The sequence below is a fragment of the Nocardia sp. NPDC050697 genome (genome assembly GCF_040654395.1).
Taxonomy (GTDB): Bacteria; Actinomycetota; Actinomycetes; order Mycobacteriales; family Mycobacteriaceae; genus Nocardia.
This window is the reverse complement of sequence record NZ_JBFAHY010000001.1, coordinates 1,077,063-1,099,649: the sequence shown is the minus strand read 5'-3', so window position 1 is coordinate 1,099,649 and position 22,587 is coordinate 1,077,063. Positions and strand designations below refer to the sequence as shown.

Here is a 22,587-nt window from a genome sequence, read left to right as displayed (position 1 = left end):
GCCGCCGGCTTCGTCCGGCGGCACACGCGCGCTGCAGCACCGGGGAGTGCGCGGTCGCGCAACCGGACAGCTCGCCGCGGTCGCTCCGCGGGGAACTCAGCTGCCCCCGCCGCCCCCGCAACCACCGCCCCCACCGCAGCTCGATCCACCGCCGCAACCGGAGCCGCCCCCGGAATCGGAGCCGCCACCGTGGTGCCCGTGCCCGCCGTCGAAGAACCCGCCCGCGGCCCAGGAGCTGTCGCGCCCGGCCCGCCGCCGCGACGCCCCCCGCCACTGCGCCTGCCCGCGTTGCGCGCGGACCACCGCCACGACCAGGAACAGCACCGCCACCACGATCAGCGCGATGCCGGCGACCGGATGAACGGTGCTGCCGAGCAGGATTCCGACCAGCAGGGCGACGACCGCGAGTGCGTACAGCATGACTTTCCTCCCCCGTCCGCGCGCTCGCGCGGGCGACTTCGAGCCTACCCCCGGACCCCGGCCCCCTCCGCTGGGAATTCCCCCTGTCACCCGCACCCGCTACGGTCGCCGCACACCGCCGACGGGAGGCCCCATGACCACCGCACCGACCTTCACCCCCGACCCACCGGTCCCGGCCCCGCCGGTCCCACCCGGCCGCGACACCACACTGCGCGAACTGCTCACCGCCGAGCCGGAACTCGCCGCGGCCGGTTTCACCCCGCTCCCCGGCACCGAACGCGACGGCGGCAGCGTGTGGGTGGCCGAGGTCGAGCCCGGCTACCCGGCCTGCGACCGGTGGACCACCTTCCGTGATCGCTTCGAGCACACCGGCTTCTGGCCGATCCTCCTCGAGGCAACCACGCTGGACCACCCCGCCGAACCGGAGACCGTGTCGGGCCTACTCGACGGCGCCGCCGTGCTGACCGCCCGCGCCGACGACGACCCGGTGCGCAAGCAGGTCGACCTGAGCGACGCCGCCGACCCGGACCGTTACGACGGCTTCGACTGGGCCGACACCTGGGCCGTCATCGGCGACGACTTCGACCGCATCGCCCTGGTCCCGGTCGCCGCACCCTGGCTGGTCCCGGCCCGGCTGGGCTGGCAGGGCGCCTGCAACAACGACCTCGACGGCGCCGAGCACGCCGCGGTGCTGCGGCGCTGGCACCACCTGTACCGGGCCGAGCTGCTCACCCTCGGCTTCGACACGATGTGGTTCCGGCACCTGACCCCGCTGCCGGACGAAGCGACTGCGCTGGCCGCGGCGGCGGAGGTCTCCGCCTACTGCCCGGACGCGGTGCACCAGGACCACGGCTCCCTGGACGGGGTGGCCGAGCGGCTGCTCCGGCCGATCTGGCGGCTCTGGTGGGACTGACCGCGGCATGGTTGCGGATCAGTTGCCGACCCCGCAGAATGACACTCGATCGGGTGCACGGCGGCGACCGGTGAAGACGGGGTGAGGATCATGGTCAGGTCGGGGAGTTTTCTGGAGGCACTGGCCCGGCTCGCGCCGGAACCGCTGAACAGCGCCGGTTTCCCGCGCTGCCCGCACGGCTGGTGCGACCGCCCGTGGCACGGGCTCCCGGTTCTGGCGGGGGCCGAGGAGCCGCCGCGGCGGGGTGCGGGAACCGCCGCCCACGGCGATTCGCTGGTGCTCTGCCCCGGGTCCGGTTTGCCGGGACCCGACTTGCGGGTCGGGCGGACTCAGCTGCCCTGATCGATCAGGGGATCACCGTTCCCAGGGCCGGGGGAGGGAGGGGCGGGTCACCCCCGGCCCCGACCAGCATCCGCTTGAGGATCTTGCCGGTCTCGCCGCGCGGCAGCGCGTTCAGGAAGGTGACGTCGCGCGGCACCGAGAAGCGGCTCAGCCGGTGCCGCACGTAGTTGCGCACCATGTCCGAATCCAGCCCGGCGCCCTCCCGCTTCACCACGAAGGCGGCGAGCCGCTGGCCGTACTCCCGGTCCGGGACGCCGACCACCGCGACCTCGCTCACCTGCGGCAGGTGCGCCAGCGCCTCCTCGACCGGGCGCGGGAAGACGTTCTCGCCCCCCGAGATGATCATCTCGTCGTCCCGGCCCGCGATGAAGAGCTTGCCGGTGGCGTCGAGGTAGCCGAGGTCGCCGGTGTCGAGCATGCCGTCGGCCTCGTCCGGCGGCGCGGAGTTCACGTAGCCGTCGAAGAGCATGTGGTTGCCGACGAAGACCCGCCCGGTGCGGCCCACCGGCAGCGGCTTGCGGTCCGGGCCGAGTACCCCGAGCCGGGTGCCGAGCGGCGGGCGGCCCGCGGTGGTGGGGGAGACGCGCAGGTCGTCGGGGTCGGCGATGGTGGCCCAGGAGACCTCGGTGGAGCCGTAGACGTTGTAGAGGATGTCGCCGTAGGTGTCCATGAAGTCGAGCACGGTGGCCCCGGCCAGCGGGGCGCCGCAGCTCGCCACGATGCGCAGGCTGGAGGTGTCGTAGCGCTCGCGCACGGCCGCGGGCAGGTCGAGGATGCGGTTCACCATGATCGGCACCACGATGAGCGTGGTGATCCGGTGCTCGTGCACCAGGCGCAGGCACTCCTCGGCGTCGAACCGGTCGGGCAGTACCACGGTGGCCCGGATGGCGGTGCTCAGCTGCAGCGCGGCCAGTCCCCAGGTGTGGAAGAGCGGCGCCGGGATGAGCATGTTCTCGTCGCTGCGCAGCGGGATCCGGGACATGAGCGCGGCGACCGTGCCGAACCCCTTGGGGTGCGGGCGGCGGGCGCCCTTCGGCGTGCCCGAGGTGCCGGAGGTGAGCACCACCAGCCGCCCCGGCTGCCCCGGCTTGCGGTACTCGCGGTGCCCGTCGCCGATGAGGTCGTCGGTGGTGACGGTCCACCCGTCGCCCGGCGCGTTCTCGGTGCGGAAGCGCGGCAGGTCGGTGTGCAGGTACTGCACCAGGTGGTCGTACTCGGCGTCGACGAAGAGCGCCTCCAGCCGGTCGCGCTGCACGATCTCCTCGATCCGCCGCGCGGGCAGCCCGGTGTTCAGCAGCACCGCGTCCACCCCGAGCTTGCCCGCGGCCACCATGGTCTCCACCATGGCGCCGTGGTTGCGGGCCAGGATGCCGATGGCGTCGCCGGCGCCGAGCCCGGCCTCGGCCATGGCGGCGGCGAGCAGCTCGGTGCGCTCGTGCATCTCGGCGAAGCTGCGCGAGCCCCAGGCGTCGATGACGGCGGGGCGGTCCGGCACCCGGATCGCGCCGGAGGCGTAGCCGCCCGCCAGGTTGAAGCCGTACTCGGCCAGCCGGCGCAGCTGCCGCACCGCGGAATCGGGGCGGTAGGTGCGCAGCACGCCGCCCGCCACCACCTGCCTGGCGATATCGGCGCGCCGGCGCAGCGGGGCGTCCTCGCCGTTCACCACCACCGAGGTGGGGGTGCCGAGCACCAGGTCGGCCAGGCGCTTCAGGCCGCGCACGGCCCAGTCCACCACCGTGGAGTTGGGCAGCTCGGCCAGCCCGGGGTGCATGCGCGCGGGCGCGAAGAAGGTGACCGTGACCCGGGTCTTCCGCTGGTCGCCCTGCAGCCGGATGGAGGCGAAGCTGCCCTGCGCGGGGCAGTGCAGCTCGATGCTGTCGCCGTCGCGCGCGGTGGTCATGCGCACCACGTGGGTGCGGATCTCGGTCGCGGGCGTGCCGACCCGGAAACGGATCACCGGATCGCCCCCGACCGACTCCAGCGGGTCGCACGCGCCGATGCCGGGGAAGAGTCGGGGGTAGGTGTCCGGGATCCGCAGCAGATCCGATACAGCCTTGCGGTCGATCGGGAACTCCGTGACCACGTCGATAACGTCGGTAACCAAGCGCTTGCACTTCTCGTCGGCCGGTTCGAACAGCTCGGGTCGGCGGGAATTTTATTTGTAACCGTGGACACACACTTGGTCAAGTGCCGTCCCGTCGTACCTGGTCAGGCTGTCGGAGAGAGTGAAATTTCGGAGCAAGAACGGCGTTTCACCGTCTCGGACGGAGAAAGCGGCGCATAATTTGCCCGAGACGGCCCCGCACCCCTTTCGAAAAATTCGTGAAAGATACCGCGGCGACCGCTGTTTCGTTGTGAAACCGCACTGCCGGACCGGTTCGGCGAAGTTATGTCTCCGCGGGACAATAGCGCGCTACACTGCGGGCATGAGTGGCGACGACGATGTCGACCGCGACGGCCGCAGGCAGCGCACCAGGCGCAGCCGGACCGCGCTCTCGCGGGCCGCCTTCGACCTGCTGGTCGAGCGCGGGCTGGCCGGGGTGGCGGTGGAGGACATCGCGGGCAGGGCCGGGGTCACCCGGCGCACCTTCAGCAGGCACTTCGCCTCCATCGAGGACGCGGTGCTCGGCGATATCGACCGCGATGTCGACGTGTTCAACGCCGCGCTGCGGGACCGGCCGCTGCTCGAACCCCCGCTGCTCGCCTACCGCAACGCGGTGGATGCCTGGCTGGCCGCCGCCGGGCGGGCCGACGGCGGCGACGTCCCGCTCTGGACCCGGCGCTGGGTGGTGTTCCGCCGCTTCGACAGCGAGCCCCGGCTCTTCACCGGCTACCAGCGCATCCGGCTGTCCGGGCAGCGCGCCGCCGTCGAGATCCTGGCCGACCGGCTCGGCGTGGACCCGGCGGTGGACCGGCGTCCGGCCGCGGCCGTCGCGGCGGGTTCCGGCGTGCTGCTCGCCGCCTTCCAGACCTGGGCCATCGGGGACGACCCGGACGCGCTGCCCCGGCTGGTCGGCGAGTTCTTCGACGCGCACCTGCTGCTCGTGGCCGGTGCCGCGAGCGTCATCCCCGAGGAGTCCCTGACATGAGCCTCAGGCAGACGGGTCCGCTGCGCCGCACCTGCAGGCGCGCGGGGCTGGACCGCAACCCCATGCGCCGCCCGGAGGACCGCGTGCAGACGGTGCTGGCGGCGCTGCTGCTGCTCGCCTTCCTGGCCTCGCTGCCGCTGACCGCGCTGCTGGTCGCGGTGCCGGTGTACCGGGCGGAGGTGGCGGCGGTCGCGGCCGAGCAGGCGAGGCTGCGGCCGGTGACGGCGACCGTGCTCACCGCCGAGCACGCGCCGCTCTACGCCCCGGTCTCCAGCGCGACCGTGCGGTTCACCGGGCTCGACGGCGGTGAGCGCACCGCGGTGCACCGGGCCACCGGGCTGCTGCAGCCCGGCGCCTCGGTGACCGTCTGGCTGAACGCCGCGGGGGAGCCGGTGGAGCCGCCGCCCCCGGCCAAGCCGCTCGGGCGCGCGGTCCTGCTCACCGCCGGTGTGCTGCTCACCGCGCTGACCCTGTGCGCCAGCGGCTACCTCGCCGCGCGGCTCGCCCTCGACCGCAGGCGCTCGCGCGCCTGGGACCGCGAATGGGCCTGCGCGCCCTGGGCGGGCGCCTGACCCCCGGTCAGACCGGGAACAGCGAGTGCTTGCGCGGGTTGTGCCGCACCGTGAGCTCCTTCTCACGCAGCAGCCGCAGCGCGCGCCGGATCTCCAGCCGGGTGGTCGACGGCTCGATGACCGCGTCGATGTACCCGCGCTCGGCGGCGATCCACGGGGTGGCGGTGGTGGTGTTGTACTGGTCGATCATGTAGTCGCGCACGGCGGCCCGCTGCTCCTCGGGCACCTTCATGAGCTGCTTCTTGCCGACGATCCCGACCGCGCTCTCCGCGCCCATGACCGCGATCCGCGCGGTCGGCCAGGCCAGGCTGATGTCCGCGCCGAGCTGCTTGCACGCCATGACCGCGTAGCCACCGCCGTAGGCCTTGCGGGTCACCACGGTGATGATCGGGACCGTCGCCTCGATCACGGCGCGGAAGAACCGGCCCCCGCGCTTGATGACGCCGTTGCGCTCCTCCTCGACGCCGGGCAGCACGCCCGGGTTGTCGACCAGGAAGACCAGCGGCAGGCTGAAGGCGTCGCAGAGCCGGATGAAGTGCGTGGCCTTGTCCGAGGCCGCGGCGTCGATGGCGCCGCCGAGCACCATCGGCTGGTTCGCGACGACGCCGATCGCGCGGCCGTCCACCCGGGCGAAGCCGACGATCAGGTTGCGCGCGCTGTCCTCGGCGACCTCGTGGAAGTCGCCGTCGTCGAAGCAGCGCAGGATGATGTCGTGCATGTCGTAGCCGGAGCGGTCGGAGTCCGGGATGATCGAGTCCAGCTCGCGGTCGGAGTCGGTGAGCTCCGGCTCCAGCCCGGGGTTGACCAGCGGCGGGGTCTCCAGGCAGTTGGTCGGCATGTAGCTGAGGTACTTGCGGGCCCAGTCGAAGGCCTCGCGCTCGGTGGTGGCGACGTGGTGGATGGTGCCGTTGTCGGCCTGCACCCGCGCGCCGCCGAGCTCCTCCATGGTCACCTCCTCGCCGGTGACCGCCTTGATGACCTCCGGGCCGGTGACGAACATGTACGACTTCTCGGTGGCCACCAGGATGTCGGTGTTCACCGGGCCGTACACCGAGCCCGCCGCGCACTTGCCGAGCATGATCGAGACCTGCGGCACGAAGCCGGAGAGCTGCTCCTGGCGCCTGCTCATCTTCGCGTACCAGGCCAGCGAGGTGACGGCGTCCTGGATCCGGGCGCCGCCGGAGTCGTTGATCGCCACCACCGGGCAGCCGTTCTGCAGCGCGAAGTCCAGCGCCGCGGCGACCTTGCGGCCGAACATCTCGCCGACCGAGCCGCCGAACACGGTCTGGTCGTGCGCCACCACCACGACCGGGCGGCCGTCGATGTAGCCGCGGCCGGTGACCACGCCGTCGCCGTACATGGCGTTGGGGGTGTAGGGCTGACGGGCGAGCGCGCCGATCTCGACGAAGGTGCCCGGGTCGAGCAGCATCCGGACCCGCTCGCGGGCGCTCGGGATCTCCTTGTCCTTGCGCTTGGCGATCCCGGCCTCACCGGCCGGCTCCTCGGCCAGCTCCAGGACGGCCTGCAGCTGTTCCAGCTTCTCTCGGGTACCGCTCATCGTCTACTCGTCTACCTTCTTCGAACTGTCGGCGTCGCCCCTGCCCGTCGGCGGGCGAAGGCCCGATGCTAGCGGTGACCGCCCCGCGGTGCGGGGGCCGGGGTGATTCCTGGACACTTCACAGCCGCGGCCGCGCCGCGCGTTGTGCGCGGTCCCTGCGCCGCGCGGCGTCGCGTCATGAAGGTCTCCAGAATTGCCGGGCGGTACCGGGGGCCGGTGCGGGCCGGGTTTATCGTGGGCGCGACGCAGCGCCGGGAATGCGCGGCCGGCGCTGCGTCTCCACCGCGCTCCGGCAACAATGCGGCGAATGCCGGTCGGCTGGATCCAATTCCCGGCCAGGCCATTCCGGAATTACCGTTACCCCGCTGGACCGCTGGTCCCGCCTGGGATTCGGGCGCTCCGGCGGGTATCCTCGGCCCCGTTTCCCGCGGCCGCCGTGATCTGCTTGTGATTCCCCCCAGTGGCTCGGCGGCGAGCTGATGATTTTCCCGCAAGAAGGGTTCGGGGCGGGTGCATTCCGGCTCCGGATCGCTAGCCTTCGGTAGTCATGGTGGGCACACACGGAACCAGCGCGGCGAGCCTGGAATCGAAACTCGTCGAACATCTCACCCGCGGGCGGGGGCTGCCCGGCGGTGATGTCGCCGACGCCGCCCGCACCCTGATCGCCGAGGCGGCCGGTTCGCTGCGGCCGCGGAGCACCGCGGCGGTGGCCGCGACCGATCCGAGCGGGTCTGCGGCGCGCTGGGCGCGCGAGGGCATCGCGCTGGAGGCGGTGCTCGAGGCCTGCCACGACGGCGTGCGGGCCGGGCTGGAGCTGCTCGCCGCGGAGTCCGGGCCGGAGGCGCTGCCGGTGGTCGAGGGCGCCGAGCTGCTGCTGCGCGCGCTGGAGCGGGTGACGGTGCTGGCGTCGGCGGCCTACGCCGACGAGCACCGCGCGGTGGCCCGCGAGCACCAGACCGCCGCGCAGACCCTGGTGGCCGCGCTGCTCGGCGGGCACGGGGTGCACCGGATGGCGCGGCAGAGCGGGATCCGGGTGGCCGAGTCCTACCAGGTGATCGCGCTGGCTATCCCCCCGCATCCGGACGAGGAGCGCGGCTTCGGCGCCGCCTCGGTGGCCAGACGCAAGCTGCGCCGGGTGCAGGCGGCGCTCGCCATCCCCTTCGGCTCGCGGGCGCTCGCGCTGCTCGGCGCCGACGGCGGCACCGTGCTGGTGCCGCTGGACGCCGATGCCGCGCTCACCGCCGCGACCATGCGCACCGAGACGCTCGCGGTGCTCAGCGAGGCCGCCGAGGTGCCGCTCACCGCCGCCGTCACCGCGGGCGCCACCGGGCGCATCCCGGAATTGGCGGCGCGCGCGCACGACATGCTCGACGATATCCGGGAGGCGGGCCGCGGCCCCGGGTTGTATTCCATTCCGGATATCGCCGACGGCCGCGCTTGTGACGCGCCCCAGCAGCCGCGCAGGGGAGTCGTCACCTCGCCCAATGCCGCCCGGATCGGTCGCTCGGCCTGAGCGCCGTTGCCTATCGTGGCAGGTGGGCCCGGCGTTTCCGGGCCGGTGAGGAGTTTTCTGCCATGCCGACCGACCTGGCCGTCGCGCGTGATCTCGAACCGGTGGCCGGGCGCGCATTGCGCGATCATCTGCGCAAGGCGCGGGAATGGGATCCCGATGAGCACCGGCCGCGCGGCCGGGATATCGCCGACCGCACCGGAATTCGCTCGCTCGCACCGATTCCGGAATCCGATCCCGGTACCCGCCGCATGCTGATCGCGCTGGCGCTGCTCGAGCACGACCTGCCCGCCTGGCACCGCGCACTCTGCTCGGCGCTCGGCCGCGAGGGCGCCTGGGGCGCCTGGATCGGGCGCTGGACCGCCGAGCAGGGCAGGCACGCGATCGTGCTCCGCGAGCACCTCGTCGGCACCGGCGTCGCCGACCCCGCCGAGTTCGAGGCGGCCAGGCTGGCCCGCGCCGACGCCGGGGTGCGCTGGCCGGAGGTGGATGCCGGGCCGTTGCCCGCGCTGGTCTACGCGACCCTCGCGCACGCCGCCATCCGCACCGCCTACCGGCGGGTCGGCGCGCGCTGCGCCCAGCCCGGCACCGAGCGCATGCTGCGCCGGGTGGCCGCCGACGAGCACCTGCACCTCATCGCCTTCCGCGATCTCACCGCCGCCGCGCTGGCGCTGGCCCCGGACGCGGCCATGCGCGCGGTGGCCGCGGTGGTCGCGGAGTTCCGGCCGCCGCATGCCGCGCTGCCCGGATTCGGCAGGGAAGCCGCGATATTCGCCGCCTACGGTGGGTACGACTCCACCGTGCACCTGACCGAGGTTCTGCTTCCCACGCTGCGGATGTGGCGGGTCCGGGACCGGGAACTCGGTCCCGCGGGGGAGCGGGCCCGCGCCGCGCTGGACGCGTACCTCCGGGAGCAGGAGGCGCTGTGCGGCACCGGCTCCGCGCTACCGCTGGCGGTCGCCGGATGAGCCGCGCCACCCGCCGCCGCATTCCGCTCGGGGTCGCCGCCGCGGCGGCGCTCGCGCTCGCCGTCGCCTCCGGGACCGGGGTGGTGGCGGCGCCGTCCGGCAGCCCGCTGCCGCCGCCCGCGCCCGCGCCGCCGCTGCTCGGTCCGGCCGATCCCGCGGGCACGCCCGCCACCCCGCCGCCGATCGATCCGGCCATGACCAGGTCCGGGCTGGTCGAGCGGATCATGCGGAGCGACGGCAGGGAGACGCTGCGGATCGCCTCGGCGGGGATGCGGCGGATCATCTCGGTCGACGTGCTGCACGGGTCGGGATCGGGGCCGCGGCCGGTGCTCTACCTGCTCGACGGGGTCGACGGGGACGCCACCTCGGCGTGGCTCACCAAGGGGCGGGCCGCGGAGTTCTTCGCGGACAAGCCGGTCGACGTCGTCGTGCCCGGCGGCGGGACCGGGAGCATGTACAGCGACTGGGAGCGGACCGATGCCGCGCTCGGCTTGAACCGCTGGGAGACCTTCCTGACCGAGGAGCTGCCGCCGATCGTGGAGTCGCTGCTGCGCTCCGACGGGCGGCGCGCGGTCGCCGGGGTCTCCATGGGGGCGCAGGCCGCGATCATGCTGGCGCAGCGGCATCCGGGGATGTACCGGGCGGTGGCCGGGATGAGCGGGTGCTACTCGACCGCCGACCCGCTCGGGCGGGCGGTCACCACCATCACCGTCGCCTCGCGCGGGGGCGACGTGCAGAACCTGTGGGGGCCGCCCGGCTCCCCGGAGTGGACCGCGCACGACAGCGTGCTCGGCGCGGAGTCGCTGCGCGGCACCACGGTCTACCTCTCCGCCTCGCCCGGGCTGCCGACCCCCGCCGACCTGGTCGCGATCGCGCAGGCGCCGTCGGTGCCGGAGGCGCTGGCCGAGGCCGGGGGTGGAGCGGCGCTGGAGGCCGGGTCGCGGGCCTGCACCGAGCTCTTCGCCGGGCGGCTGGCCCAGCTCGGGATTCCGGCCACCGTGGAGTACGCGGCGGACGGTATGCACACCTGGCCCGATTTCGCCGCGCAGTTGCCGCGCACCTGGGCGGCGCTCGAGCCGGCCCTCACCGAGCAGGAACCCGCCTGATCCTCGCCGCGGCGAAAGCCGTTCCGGCGGTGCGGGTCAGGGGAAGCGGATCTCGGCGGCGGCGTAGCCGAAGAGGGGGCGGCCGCCGGAGCGCAGGTCGAGCGCGAGGGTGGCGCGGCGGGTGCGCGGGTCGAGCTGGTCGACCCGGCCGCGCAGCGTGACCGCGACCGCGCCGGCGGCGGGGATGCGGAGGTAGTGGGTGAAGCTGCCGAACTGGGCGCGGATCCGGGTGACGGCGCCGGGGTCGCCGAGCCAGTTGCTGACGTAGCCGGAGGCGAGCCCGAGCTGCAGCATGCCCGGCGCGGTGCCGCCCGCGTCGGGGCGGGCCGGTTCGCCGGTGGCGGCGGCGAAGCGGGCCAGGTCCTCGTGCGCGAGGAGCAGGGAGCCGGGCGGGATCTCGGCACCCGGCGTGAGTTCGTCGAAGCGCACGGCCGGACGCGGGGTGCGATCGGTGCGGGCGGGGAGCGGCGCCTCGCGGGCGGGGCCGTCGACGGGTGTGTAACCGCGCTCGGTGATGCGGCGCGCGACCTCGCCGAGCACCGATTCCCGCTCGCCGGTGCGGGCGAGCAGCGCGGCGGAGCCGGTCTGCACCACGGTCCCGTCGGCGGCGGTGAGCGCGCTGCGAATCGCCATGACGTCGTAGTCGGCGAACTGCCGGAACGATTCGAAGTAGATATCGCAGCCGAGCAGATCACCGGCGAAGAGCGGCCGCCCGATATCGATCACCTGGTCGGCGTGCAGAATTCGCGCGCTCTCCGGACCGGAGCCGACGATATCCAGGATCTCCCGCTGCACCCGCCCCAGCACGATCGAACTCCAGGTGGGCGGGGCGATGAGCGCCGGATACCCGAGTTCGGCCGCCGCGGCCGCGCTGACGTGCGCCGGGTGGACGTCGCGGACCGCGCGGGCGAATTCCCGGACGGCCGCCGCGGTCACCTCGACCTGGGCCGTTGCCCGGTAGCGGTGGCCGTCGATCCGGTGCACCGGCGCGGAAAGCTGCCGGGTGGCGGTGCTGCGCATTCGAACTCCTGTCGCCGTTCCCCCATTCGTGGACCGATTCCCACATGATCGAGCCGGTACCCAGGGCGGTGGCCCCCGCCGGGCATTGTCTGGAGAAGTCACCGAAACCCGCTGCGCCGATTGGTGGGACGCCACTTGGCCGCGGCGGAAAGGGCGTTCTCCGGTCCGCCGGGCGTTTTCCTGTGGTCCGTCACCGGAGCGCCGAAGCGGTGTTCGTGACTCGTCCAGGAACTTCCCGGAGCGGAGTGGAACCGGGTGGTCCGGGCCGTAGCGTCAGCCCGCGGTCACCAGGAGAGCCGTGCATCCGCGGACGGTCCGAAAGGCTCCCGATCCGCGCCGCGGATGCACCTGTGCCCGCGCGCCGCGCGGGCGGGGCGGCATCGCACGACCCCGCCACCCGCCCCGGCCCGCAGCGCGCGGGTGACCGGACCCACCGGGCCGCCCGGCCCGGTGGGTTCCGGCCGGAACCGGGAGCCCCCGAGAGAAACGGAAACGCCCATGCTCGGCCCGAGCCGATCCCGCCGCAGCCGCGGCCTGCGCGCCCTCGCGGTCGCGGCCATCGCCGCCGCGCTCACCGCGGGGCAGCAGGTGCCCGCGGGCGCCGCACCGGACGCCCCCGCCATCACCGGCCGCTGGGCCAAGGACGACCGCACCGTGCAGCTGCGGGTGTACTCGGCCGCCATGCGCCAGGACATCATGGTCGACGTGCTGCGCCCGGCCGATACCGGCGCCCCGCGCCCGGTGCTCTACCTGCTCAACGGCGGTGGCGGCGGCCAGGACTCGGCCACCTGGCAGCGCCAGACCGACGTGGTCTCCGGCTTCCTCGCCACCAAGGACGTCTACGTGGTGCAGCCGGTCGGCGGCCGCTGGAGCTACTACACCGACTGGCGCGCCCCCGACCCGAAACTCGGGCTGAACCGGTGGAAGACCTTCCTCACCGAGGAGCTGCCGCCGCTCGTCGACGCCGAGTTCGCCACCACCGGCGCCAATGCCCTGGCCGGGCTCTCCACCTCCGGCACCTCGGTGCTGCAGCTGCCCATCGCCGCCCCCGGGCTCTACGGAGCCGTCGCCGCCTACAGCGGCTGCGCGCAGATCAGCGACCCGCTCGGGCAGGAGTTCGTCAAGCTCGCGGTGGAGACCTGGGGCGGCGGCGACACCGACAATATGTACGGCCCGGCCGGTGACCCGGCGTGGGCGGCCAACGACCCCTACGTGAACGCGGACAAACTGCGCGGGCTGGAGCTCTTCGTCTCCACCGGCACCGGCGTGCCCGGGCTCTACGACGTCTACAACGGCGCGCACATGCAGCCCGGCCCGCGCGGCTACCTGAACCAGCTGGTGCTCGGCGGCGTCATCGAGGCCGCGGTCAATGTCTGCACGCAGAACCTGCGGCAGCGGCTGGACGGGCTCGGCATCCCGGCCACCTACGACTTCCAGCCCACCGGCACGCACTCCTGGGGGTACTGGCAGGACGCGCTGAAGGCGTCCTGGCCGGTGCTGGCGCGCGGGATGGGCGTGCCGGAGTAGCGGTCAGGGGTGGCGGTGGATGGGGTCGACCCAGTGTACCGTGTCCGGTTTCTCCACCGGCTCGATGTCCAGGTTCACCACCACCGCCGCGCCGCCGCTGCGCACCAGCACGCACTCCAGCGGCTCGTCGGTGCTGGCATTGATCTCCTGGTGCGGCACGAACGGCGGCACGAAGACGAAGTCGCCCGGCCCGGCCTCGGCCACGAACTCCAGCCGCTCGCCCCAGCGCATCCGTGCCCGGCCGCGCAGCACGTAGATCACGCTCTCCAGCTCGCCGTGGTGGTGCGCGCCGGTCTTGGCGTCCGGGTGGATCACCACCGTGCCGGCCCAGAGCTTCGCCGCGCCCACCCGGGCGGCGTCGATCGCGGCCGCCCGGTTCATGCCCGGGGTCTGCGCGGTATCGGTGTCGAGCTGGTCGCCCCTGATCACCCGGACGCCCGCGTTCCGCCAGTCGCTCACGCCGCACCCCGCAGCCGCCGGCCGGTGATCGAGCGGTAGTGCGCGGTGATGGTCTCGATCGCGGTGAGCTCGATATCGGGGCCGAGGCCGCGCCGGGTGACCAGCCGGACATCGATCGTGCCCATGGCCGGGAACCCGGCCACCTCGGCCAGGCCGTGCGGCACCGCGCCGTGGAACGGCAGCAGCGCCACCCCGAGCCCGGCCTGCGCGGCGGCGAGCACCCCGTCCAGGGTGCCGGACTCCGCCGTCACGCTGACGCTGTACCCCTGCTCGGCCAGCCGGTGCACCGCCCGCCTGCGCAGCCCGCACGGCTCCTCGAAGGCCACCAGCGGAATCTGCCCGCCGCTCGCCGCCGCCTGCCACCCCGGCGCCGCCACCCAGCGCAGCGCCAGCTCGCCCACCTCGGCGCCGGTCGGCTCGCTGTTGCCGCCGAGCACCACCGCCAGGTCGAGCGCGCCCTTGGTCACCGACTCGGTGAGGCTGGTCGAGCGGTCGATGCGGAAGCGCAGGTAGACATCGGGGTACGCGGCGCGCAGCACGCCGAGCAGCTCCGGGAGCAGCCCGTCGCCCGCGTGCTCGGTGGAGCCGATGGTGATCCGGTCCGGGTCGGCCGGGACGAAGCGGTCCAGCAGCCGATCGTGCGCGGCGAGCAGCGTGCGCGCCTCGCTGACGAAACGCTCACCGTCGGTGGTGAACCGGGAGCCGCGCCCCTCCTTCTGCACCAGCCTGCGCTTGAGCCGGCGCTCCAGCAGCCGGACGTGCTGGCTGACCGTCGGCTGGCTCAGGTGCAGCGCGTCCGCCGCCCGCCGGAAGCCACCGGTGTCGGCGATCGCGACGAGTGTTCGTAGATGCACCAGATCCAGCGGGTCCGCCATAGCCGTCACTTCACCCCTCGTCGAGAATCCCTGGACGATAATCGAACTACACATCTCGGGCGCTGCGCACCCTTTGAATCGTGACGATCCCAAGTGCTCCGGTTCCTCTCCGGAATTGTTAGGTGTAATTTCTCCGGGGGCGATCGTAAATAGGGTTCGATCGGAATTTCGTATCCGCGGGTATCGGTGAAGCCGATCGGTCTGTGCGGAAACCCCTGTCCAGCAGCGCTTTCTGGACTGTCCGGCGGCGCTGTGAGGCAGCTCATAGCGGGTTGCCGGGTTATTCCGGGCACCGCACAATTGCGAAAATCGACGGCAATTCCCCCGGATCAGAGGGAGATAATTCAAGTGGTTGACTTTCGTCCGATCGCGGTCGTCGGCGTGGCCTGCCGGCTGCCCGGCGCGAACAATCCCGACCGGTTCTGGGAACTCCTGCGCGCCGGGCGGAATTCGCTCGGGCACCCGTCGCCGCGCCGCGCCGCCGCCGACCCCCGGATCGCCGGGCTCACCGGCGGTTTCCTGGACGAGGTCGACCGCTTCGACGCGGCCTTCTTCGGGATAGCGCCGCGCGAGGCGGCCGCCATGGATCCGCAGCAGCGGCTGCTGCTCGAACTCGCCTGGGAGGCGGCCGAGGACGCACGGATTCCCGCGACCGCGCTGCGCGGCAGCGAGACCGGGGTTTTCGCCGGTGCCATCGCGAGCGATTACGCCGCGCTCACCGCCGAGGCCGGGGACGCCGCGGTCACGCGGTACACGCTGACCGGGTTGAACCACGGGGTGCTGGCGAATCGGCTCTCGCACGTTCTCGGGTTGCGCGGGGCGAGCCTGGCGGTGGATTCCGCGCAGTCGTCGGGGTTGGCGGCGGTGCACGCGGCCTGCGCGAGTATCGGGAGCGGGGAGTCGGCGGCGGCCTTCGCCGGGGCGGTGCAGCTGAACCTGACCGCGGGCGGTGCGCTGGCGGCCGAGCGGTTCGGCGGGGTTTCGCCGAGCGGGCGGGCGACCGTGCTCGACGCGTCCGGGGACGGATACGTGCGGGGTGAGGGCGGGGTCGTGCTGCTGCTCGAGTCGCTGGAACGGGCGGTGGCGGAGGGGCATCGGGTGCACGCGGTGATCCGCTCGACCGCGCTCGCGCACGACGGGGACGCGACGGCATTGACCGTGCCGGTGCGGGAGGCGCAGGTCGCCGTGATCCGGCGGGCACATGCCAGGGGCGGGGTGGCGCCGGGGCAGGTCCGCTACGTGGAGTTGCACGGGACCGGGACGGCCGTGGGGGATCCGGTGGAGGCGGCGGCGCTCGCCGAGGTGTTCGGCGGGGCCGGGGCGCCGGTCGCGGTGGGGTCGGTGAAGGCGAATATCGGGCATCTCGAAGGGGCTGCCGGGTTGGCCGGGTTGCTGAAGGTGGTTCTCGCGGTGCGGAATCGGGAGATTCCGGCGACCCTGGGGCACCTCGAGCCGCATCCGGCACTGGATCCGCGCGCGGTGCGGGTGGTGACGGCGGCCGAGGAGCTGCCGGAGTCGGTGCTGGCGGGGGTGAGCTCGTTCGGGATGGGCGGGACGAATGTGCACGTCGTCGTGGAGTCCGCGCCGGTGGCGGGGCGGTCGGCGGTGCGCGACGGTGAGTTCGGCGCAGTCGGCGCGGGAGCCGGCGGTACGGCGGAAACGGTCGCCGCGACACCCGGAACGGCTGGGGCGGTAGCGGTCGTGACGCCGTTCGTGGTGACGGCGAAATCGGCCGCGGCACTGCCCGCGCAGGCCGAGCGGTTGGCGGAGTTCGTCGCCGGTGCATCCGGCACCGCCGTCGCGCCCGCCGACCCGGCGGCTGTGGCCTCCGCGCTGGTGCGGGACCGGGCGGTGCTCGACGCGCGCGCCGTGGTCCTCGCCGCCGACGGCGCCGAGCTGCACGCCGGGCTGACGGCGTTGGCGGCGGGCACGGGCGGGCCCGGAGTCGTGACCGGGACGCGGGTGGACGGCTCGGTGGCGGTGCTTTTCGGCGGGCAGGGCAGCCAGCGCGCCGGGGCGGGCGCGGAGCTGTACGCGCGGTTCCCGGTGTTCCGCGCGGCCTTCGATGCCGCCGTCGCGCTGCTGGATCGGGAACTCGCGGCCGAGCACTCGATCCGCGCTGTCGCCTTCGGCGCGGACGGGCCGATCGATGCCACCGAGTACACCCAGCCGGTGATCTTCGCGGTGGAGACGGCGCTGTACCGGCTGCTCGAATCCTGGGGGATCGAGGTCGGCGCGGTCGCCGGGCACTCGATCGGCGGGATCGTCGCCGCGCACGTGGCCGGCGCGCTGTCGCTCGCGGACGCCGCCCGGCTGGTGGCGGCGCGGGGGCGGCTCATGGGGTCGCTGCCGCGCGGTGGCGCCATGATCGCCGTCGAGGGCACGGAGGCCGAGGTCAGGGCGGTGCTGGTCGACGGGGTGTCGATCGCGGCGGTGAACGGGGAGCGGGCGGTGGTGCTCTCCGGTGCGGAGCGGGGTGTGGCCGAGGTGGCCGCGCGGCTCGCCGCCGGGGGCAGCCGGACCAAGCGGCTCGCGGTGTCGCACGCCTTTCACTCCGCCGCCATGGAGCCGATTCTCGGCGAGTTCGCGGAGGTGGTCGCCGGGCTCGGCTTCCGGGCGCCGAGCGGACCGGTGCTGGTCTCGGATTCGACCGGGTCGGTGCTCACCGATGTCTCCGACCCGGCGTACTGGGTGGCGCACCTGCGCGGCACCGTCCGCTTCGCGGACGCGGTGCGGACCCTGCGCGGGCTCGGTGCGGAGGTGTTCGTCGAGGTCGGGGCCTCGCCGGTGCTGACCCCGCAGGCGGAGGGGCTGCCGGTGGCGGTCGGGACGCTGCGCCGCGGGCGGGACGAGGTGCGGACGGTGCTCACCGCCGCCGCGACGGTCTTCACCCACGGGCACGCCGTGAACTGGGCGGCCGTCGTCCCCCCGGCCGAGCCGGTGTCGCTGCCCACGTACGCGTTCCAGCGCGAGCGGCACTGGCTGGACACCGCCGCCCCGGTCGCCGGAAGCACCTCGCTCTCCGGCCCCGCCGCGGTGGCACAGCGCGCCGATGTCGATGCCGCCGGAGTGGCTCGCGGGACCGCCGCGGTGGTAGAGCGCGCCGATGTCGATGCCGCCGCAGCGGCTTCCGGCACCGCTCCGGTGGCAGAGCGCACTGCCGTCGACGTCACCGAGGCGGCTCCAGGGACCGCTGCGGTGGTAGAGCGCGCCGCCGGCCCGGCGTCCGGCACCGCGGTGGTGCCGGAGGTGGCGGTCGGGGCATCCGGGACCAGCTCCGAGCGGGCTCCGGTCGCGCGGACGACGGCGGACCCCGCCACCCTGGTCCTCGCGACCACCGCGGCGGTCCTGGGCCACCCCGACCCCGCCCGCATCGACCCCCGCCGCACCTACCGCGAACTGGGCCTGGACTCCCTCGGCGCCACCGAACTCGCCACCGCGCTCACCCGCGCGCTCGGCACCCGGGTCGACCCGACCGCCGTCTACGACCACCCGACCCCCGCCGCGCTCGCCGCCCACCTCGCCGGCGAGCGGCGGGAGAGCGCGGCGACCATGCCGGCCGACCCGTCGGAACCCCTCGCCATCGTCGCGGTGAGCGGCCGCTACCCGGGCGGCCTCGACACCCCGGAACAGCTCTGGGACCTGCTGGCCACCGCGGGCGAGGCGCTCACCGACTTCCCCGGCGACCGCGGCTGGGACCGCACCGACCTGTACGACCCGGCCGGCGCCCGCCCCGGCTCCAGCTACGCCCGCCGCGGCGGATTCCTGCGCGCGGCGGGCGATTTCGACGCCGCCTTCTTCGGCATCTCCCCGCGCGAGGCCACCGCCATGGACCCGCAGCAGCGGCTGGTGCTGGAGGCCACCTGGGAGCTGTTCGAGCGGGCGGGCATCGTCCCGGCAACGCTCGCGGGCACGCGGACCGCCGTCTACCTGGGCGCGACCCCGCAGGAGTACGGTCCGCGGCTGCATCGGATGCCGGGCGCGGCGGAGGGGCTCGGGCTGACCGGGGTGTCGCCGAGCGTGCTCTCCGGGCGCGTCGCCTACACCTTCGGGCTGGAGGGGCCCGCGCTCACCGTGGACACGGCGTGCTCGTCGTCGCTGGTCGCGCTGCACCTGGCGGTGCGGGCGCTGCGCGCCGGGGAGGCGGATCTCGCGGTGGCGGGCGGGGTGACGGTGATGGCGAACCCCGGCATGTTCACCGAGTTCTCCCGGCAGCGCGGGCTGGCGGCGGACGGCCGGTGCAAGGCCTTCGCGGCGGGCGCCGACGGGACCGGCTGGGCCGAGGCGGTGAGCCTGCTGCTGGTGGAGCGGCTCGCGGACGCGCGGCGCAACGGGCACGAGGTGCTCGCGCTGGTGCGCGGGACCGCCGTGAACCAGGACGGCGCGTCGAACGGGCTCACCGCCCCCAGTGGCCCCGCGCAGCAGCGGGTGATCCGGGCGGCGCTCGCCGATGCCGGGCTGGCGGCGGGCGAGGTGGACGCGGTGGAGGCGCACGGGACCGGGACCGCGCTCGGCGACCCCATCGAGGCGCAGGCTCTGCTCGCCACCTACGGGCGGGAGCGGGCGACGCCGCTGTGGCTGGGGTCGGTGAAGTCGAATATCGGGCACAGCCAGGCCGCGGCGGGGACGGTCGGGGTGACCAAGATGGTGCTGGCGCTACGCCACGGCGTGCTGCCCGCGACCCTGCACGTGGACGCGCCCTCGCCGCACGTGGACTGGGAGTCCGGCGCGGTGCGGTTGCTGACCGAGGGGCGGCCGTGGGTCCAGGGGGAGCGGCCGCGGCGGGCCGGGATCTCGTCGTTCGGGATCAGCGGGACCAATGCGCACGTCGTGATCGAAGAGGCGCCGCAGGTCGCGGAGGTGGGTGCGTTACGCACACCGGCCGAGCACACCGGCGACCTCGGTCGTCGGCCCGGTGTCGGAGTCGCCGAGGAGCCGGGGCCGGTGACCAGCCATCTGGCGTCGGCGGACGTCCGGGCGGCGGGGTCGCACCGATCGGCATCCGGTACGGAGTCTGCCGACGTGTCGCCCCGTCACCCCTTCGTACTGTCCGCCCGCTCCGAAGCCGGGCTGCGCGGCCAGGCGGCGAAGCTCGCCGCGAGCACCGCGGATCCCGGTGCGATCGCCTCCGCCCTGGTCCGCGAGCGGACCGTCTTCGACACCCGCGCGGTAGCACTCGACCGCACGGCCCTCGCCACCTTCGCGGCGGGCGAACCCACCCCGGACGTGGTCACCGGGACCCCGGTCACCGGCGGCCTCGCCGTCCTGTTCAGCGGCCAGGGCAGCCAGCGCGCGGGCGCGGGCCGCGAGCTGTACGACCACTTCCCGGCCTTCCGCACGGCCTTCGACGCCGCCGCCGGCGCCCTGGACGCGGCGGGCACCCTGCCCCACTCCATCCGCGAGGTCGCCTTCGGCCCGGACGGCCCGATCGACGACACCGAGTACACCCAGCCGGTCATCTTCGCCGTGGAGACCGCGCTCTTCCGGCTGCTCGAATCCTGGGGGGTGCGAGCGGAGTTCGTGGCCGGGCACTCCATCGGCGGGGTGGTCGCCGCGCACGTGGCCGGGGTGCTCACGCTGCCGGACGCCGCCCGCCTGGTGACGGCACGCGGCCGGCTCATGGGCGCGCTGCCGCGCGGCGGCGCCATGGTCGCGGTGGAGGCGACCGAGGGGGAGGTCGCGGCCGTCGCGCGCGGCGAGTACTCGCTCGCCGCGGTGAACGGCCCGCGCGCGGTGGTCGTCTCCGGCGCCGAGGACGCCGTCCTCGACCTCGCCGACGCCCTGCGCGCGGCGGGCCACCGGACCAAGCGGCTGACCGTCTCGCACGCCTTCCACTCCGCGCTCATGGACCCGGTGCTCGCCGAGTTCGAGCGGGTGGTGGCCGGGCTGACCTTCCACGACGCGGACCGCGCCATCGTCTCCGACAGCACCGGCGCGCTCATCGACCCGGCCGAGCTCGCCGACCCCGGCTACTGGGTGCGGCACCTGCGCGGCACCGTCCGCTTCGCCGACGCCGTGCGCACCGCCCACACCGCCGGTGCCGGGATCTTCCTCGAGGTCGGCGCAGAACCGGTGCTCACCCCGCAGGTGCTGAACACCCTGGACGCCGCGGTCGCCACCGGCACCCTGCGCGCGGGCCGGGACGAGGTACGCAGCCTGCTCACCGCCGCGGCCACGGTGTTCACCGCCGGGCAACCGGTGGATTGGGCCGCCATCGTGCCCCCGGCACCCCGGATCACTCTGCCCACCTACGCCTTCCAGCGCTCTCGCTACTGGATCGAGGAGCCCGCGGAGACCGAATCCGCCGCCGACCGCTGGTTCTGGGAACGCGTCCGCGCGGGCGACAGCGCAGCGCTCGCCACCACCCTCGGCGTCGGCGCGGAGCCGCTGGCCGGGTTGCTGCCTGCCCTGGACACCTGGCGCACCCGCCGAGCCGAGGCGGGCGCGCTCGAGTCCTGGACCTACCGCGTCGAGTGGCGCGATATCCCGGACCCCGCCGCCGTCCCGCACGGCACCTGGCTCCTCATCGCCCCCGCCGACGGCGCCGCCGATTCATGGTCGGCAAGCCTGACCGCCGCGCTCACCGCGCACGGCGTCACCGTGCGCACCCTGCGCCTGGAGCCGGGACAGGTACCGGAAATCACCGGCGACCCGAGCCGGATCGTCTCGCTCCTCCCGCTCTCCCCGCACACCGCGCTCGCGGACAGCGCCGCCCTGGCCCGCGCGGTCCCGCACCCGGACGCCCTCCGCGTGCTCACCCCCGACCCGGTACGCACCCCGGAAGCCGCCTGGCACCGCGCCTTCCTCGATGTCCTCGCCCTCGAAACCGGTTCGGCACCGGCCGTTCTGGAGATCCCGGACGCTCCGTCCACAGCGGATCGGGTCGTCGCCGCGCTGGCCATGAAGGAGCCGGGTGCGACCCGCATCGATCGAATCCGCCGCATCGTCCCCGTCTCCCCGGCGGCCCCACCGGCGCCCTGGCGCCCCACTGGCACCGTCCTCATCACCGGCGGCACCGGCGCCCTCGGCGCCCACGTGGCCCGCCGCCTGCACGCCAACGGCTGCACGAACCTGCTCCTCCTCAGTCGCCGCGGCCCGGACGCCCTCGGCGCCGCCGAGCTGGCCGCGGAGCTCGGCGCCACCGTCGTCGCCTGCGATATCGGCGACCGCGGTGCTCTGGCCGCGGTCATCGCCGCCATCCCGCCCGACCGCGCGCTCACCGACGTCGTGCACACCGCCGCCGTCCTCGACGACGCCCTCATCACCGGCCTGGACCGGGAACGGATCGACCGGGTGCACCGGGTCAAGGTCACCGGAGCGCTCAACCTGCACGAGCTCACCCGCGAGCTGCCGCTGCACTCCTTCGTCCTCTTCTCCTCCATCACCGGCACGGTCCCCGGCCCGGGCCAGGGCAACTACGCGCCGGGCAATGCCGTCCTCGACGCACTCGCCGAGCACCGCCACGCGCTCGGCCTCCCCGCCACTGCCATCGCCTGGGGCCACTGGGACGGCGACGGCATCGCCGGCGCCGACGCGGCCGAACAGCTGCGCCGCAACGGCCTCCGCCCCATGAACCCGGCCACGGCACTGGACGCCATGGAACGCGCGGTGGCGGACGGTGAGCCCCGGGTGATCGTCGCCGATATCGACTGGACCGCCACCCGCGCCAGGCCGGGGCTGCTCGCCGAACTCCTCCCGGAGCCGGAGCGCACCGACACCCCCGACCTCGCCGGCCTCGACCCCGCCGAAATCCGCGCGCACCTGCGACAACTCGTGCGCGGCGAGGTCGCCGCCGCACTCGGCCACATCGGCACCGCCGCCATCGACGACGAGCGCGGCCTGCGCGACCAGGGCTTCACCTCGCTCACCTCGGTGGAGCTGCGCAACCGGCTCGGCGCCCGCACCGGGCTCGAGCTCCCCGCCACCCTGGTCTTCGACCACCCGACGGTTGCCGCGCTCACCGACCTCCTGACCCACCGCCTCGCCCCGCCCCCGCCGCCGCTCCTCGACACCGTCCTCGCCGATCTGGAGCGGATCGCCGAGGTGCTGGCGGGCAGCGCCATCCCGGACGCCGACCGCGCCGTCGCGCTCGACCGGCTCCGCCGCCTCACCGAGACCGGTACCGGCGGCTCCGGCCGGACCGCCGCCCTGGCGAGCGCCTCCGACGACGACCTCATCGATTTCATCGGCTCCGAACTCGGCATCTCCTGACACCCGAAAGGTCACGC

Annotated in this window: 14 protein-coding genes; 8 read left to right on the top strand and 6 right to left on the bottom strand. The window is 74.3% G+C overall.

Going from position 1 to position 22,587, the window contains the following annotated elements; translation table 11 throughout:
- Positions 1-96 precede the first annotated feature (96 nt).
- Positions 97-420 carry a hypothetical protein gene (locus AB0H71_RS05430; protein ID WP_357015098.1) on the bottom strand — a complete coding sequence of 108 codons (324 nt, stop codon included), beginning with the start codon at positions 418-420 and terminating at the stop codon, positions 97-99.
- Positions 421-553: 133 nt separating this feature from the next.
- Here AB0H71_RS05430 and AB0H71_RS05425 point away from each other — a divergent pair, with 133 nt between their 5' ends.
- Complete coding sequence (locus AB0H71_RS05425) at positions 554-1,333, top strand: DUF4253 domain-containing protein (RefSeq protein ID WP_357015096.1); 780 nt, start codon at positions 554-556, stop codon at positions 1,331-1,333.
- 346 nt (positions 1,334-1,679) lie between these two features.
- Here the strand turns inward: AB0H71_RS05425 and AB0H71_RS05420 are convergent, their stop codons facing one another.
- A complete protein-coding gene (locus tag AB0H71_RS05420) occupies positions 1,680-3,779 on the bottom strand; it encodes an AMP-binding protein (protein ID WP_357015094.1) in 2,100 nt (699 codons plus the stop codon).
- Between the two features lie 322 nt (positions 3,780-4,101).
- Between AB0H71_RS05420 and AB0H71_RS05415 the strand changes: the two genes are divergently transcribed.
- Together AB0H71_RS05415 and AB0H71_RS05410 are read left to right on the top strand one after the other, a co-directional pair.
- Positions 4,102-4,764 carry a helix-turn-helix domain-containing protein gene (locus AB0H71_RS05415; protein WP_357015092.1) on the top strand — a complete coding sequence of 221 codons (663 nt, stop codon included), beginning with the start codon at positions 4,102-4,104 and terminating at the stop codon, positions 4,762-4,764.
- Complete coding sequence (locus tag AB0H71_RS05410; RefSeq protein ID WP_357015090.1) at positions 4,761-5,336, top strand: hypothetical protein; 576 nt, start codon at positions 4,761-4,763, stop codon at positions 5,334-5,336. Before AB0H71_RS05415 ends, AB0H71_RS05410 begins: the two co-directional genes overlap by 4 nt.
- 7 nt (positions 5,337-5,343) lie before the next feature.
- On the opposite strand, the gene AB0H71_RS05405 is transcribed toward AB0H71_RS05410, so the two are convergent.
- On the bottom strand, positions 5,344-6,894 hold the full coding sequence (locus tag AB0H71_RS05405; RefSeq protein ID WP_357015088.1) for an acyl-CoA carboxylase subunit beta: 1,551 nt from the start codon (positions 6,892-6,894) through the stop codon (positions 5,344-5,346).
- A gap of 547 nt (positions 6,895-7,441) precedes the next feature.
- Between AB0H71_RS05405 and AB0H71_RS05400 the strand changes: the two genes are divergently transcribed.
- From AB0H71_RS05400 to AB0H71_RS05390, 3 genes are all read left to right on the top strand, one after another.
- Positions 7,442-8,407, top strand: a complete 966-nt coding sequence (locus AB0H71_RS05400; RefSeq protein ID WP_357015087.1) for a transcriptional regulator — start codon at positions 7,442-7,444, stop codon at positions 8,405-8,407.
- A gap of 62 nt (positions 8,408-8,469) precedes the next feature.
- Complete coding sequence (locus tag AB0H71_RS05395) at positions 8,470-9,372, top strand: acyl-ACP desaturase (RefSeq protein ID WP_357015085.1); 903 nt, start codon at positions 8,470-8,472, stop codon at positions 9,370-9,372.
- Positions 9,369-10,478 carry an alpha/beta hydrolase family protein gene (locus AB0H71_RS05390; RefSeq protein ID WP_357015083.1) on the top strand — a complete coding sequence of 370 codons (1,110 nt, stop codon included), beginning with the start codon at positions 9,369-9,371 and terminating at the stop codon, positions 10,476-10,478. The genes AB0H71_RS05395 and AB0H71_RS05390 overlap by 4 nt, the downstream gene beginning before the upstream one ends.
- Positions 10,479-10,514: 36 nt before the next feature.
- On the opposite strand, the gene AB0H71_RS05385 is transcribed toward AB0H71_RS05390, so the two are convergent.
- A complete protein-coding gene (locus AB0H71_RS05385) occupies positions 10,515-11,498 on the bottom strand; it encodes a MaoC family dehydratase N-terminal domain-containing protein (protein WP_357015081.1) in 984 nt (327 codons plus the stop codon).
- Between the two features lie 498 nt (positions 11,499-11,996).
- Between AB0H71_RS05385 and AB0H71_RS05380 the strand changes: the two genes are divergently transcribed.
- Entirely contained in the window at positions 11,997-13,025 is a 1,029-nt protein-coding gene (locus AB0H71_RS05380) for an alpha/beta hydrolase family protein (protein WP_357015079.1), read from the top strand.
- Between the two features lie 3 nt (positions 13,026-13,028).
- Here the strand turns inward: AB0H71_RS05380 and AB0H71_RS05375 are convergent, their stop codons facing one another.
- The gene (locus AB0H71_RS05375) at positions 13,029-13,484 is read right to left on the bottom strand and encodes a cupin domain-containing protein (RefSeq protein WP_357015078.1); all 456 of its coding nucleotides are present in this window, start codon (positions 13,482-13,484) and stop codon (positions 13,029-13,031) included.
- Positions 13,481-14,359, bottom strand: a complete 879-nt coding sequence (locus AB0H71_RS05370; protein ID WP_357015076.1) for a LysR family transcriptional regulator — start codon at positions 14,357-14,359, stop codon at positions 13,481-13,483. The genes AB0H71_RS05375 and AB0H71_RS05370 overlap by 4 nt, the downstream gene beginning before the upstream one ends.
- Positions 14,360-14,707: 348 nt before the next feature.
- Here AB0H71_RS05370 and AB0H71_RS05365 point away from each other — a divergent pair, with 348 nt between their 5' ends.
- On the top strand, positions 14,708-22,570 hold the full coding sequence (locus AB0H71_RS05365; protein ID WP_357015074.1) for an SDR family NAD(P)-dependent oxidoreductase: 7,863 nt from the start codon (positions 14,708-14,710) through the stop codon (positions 22,568-22,570).
- Positions 22,571-22,587 lie beyond the last annotated feature (17 nt).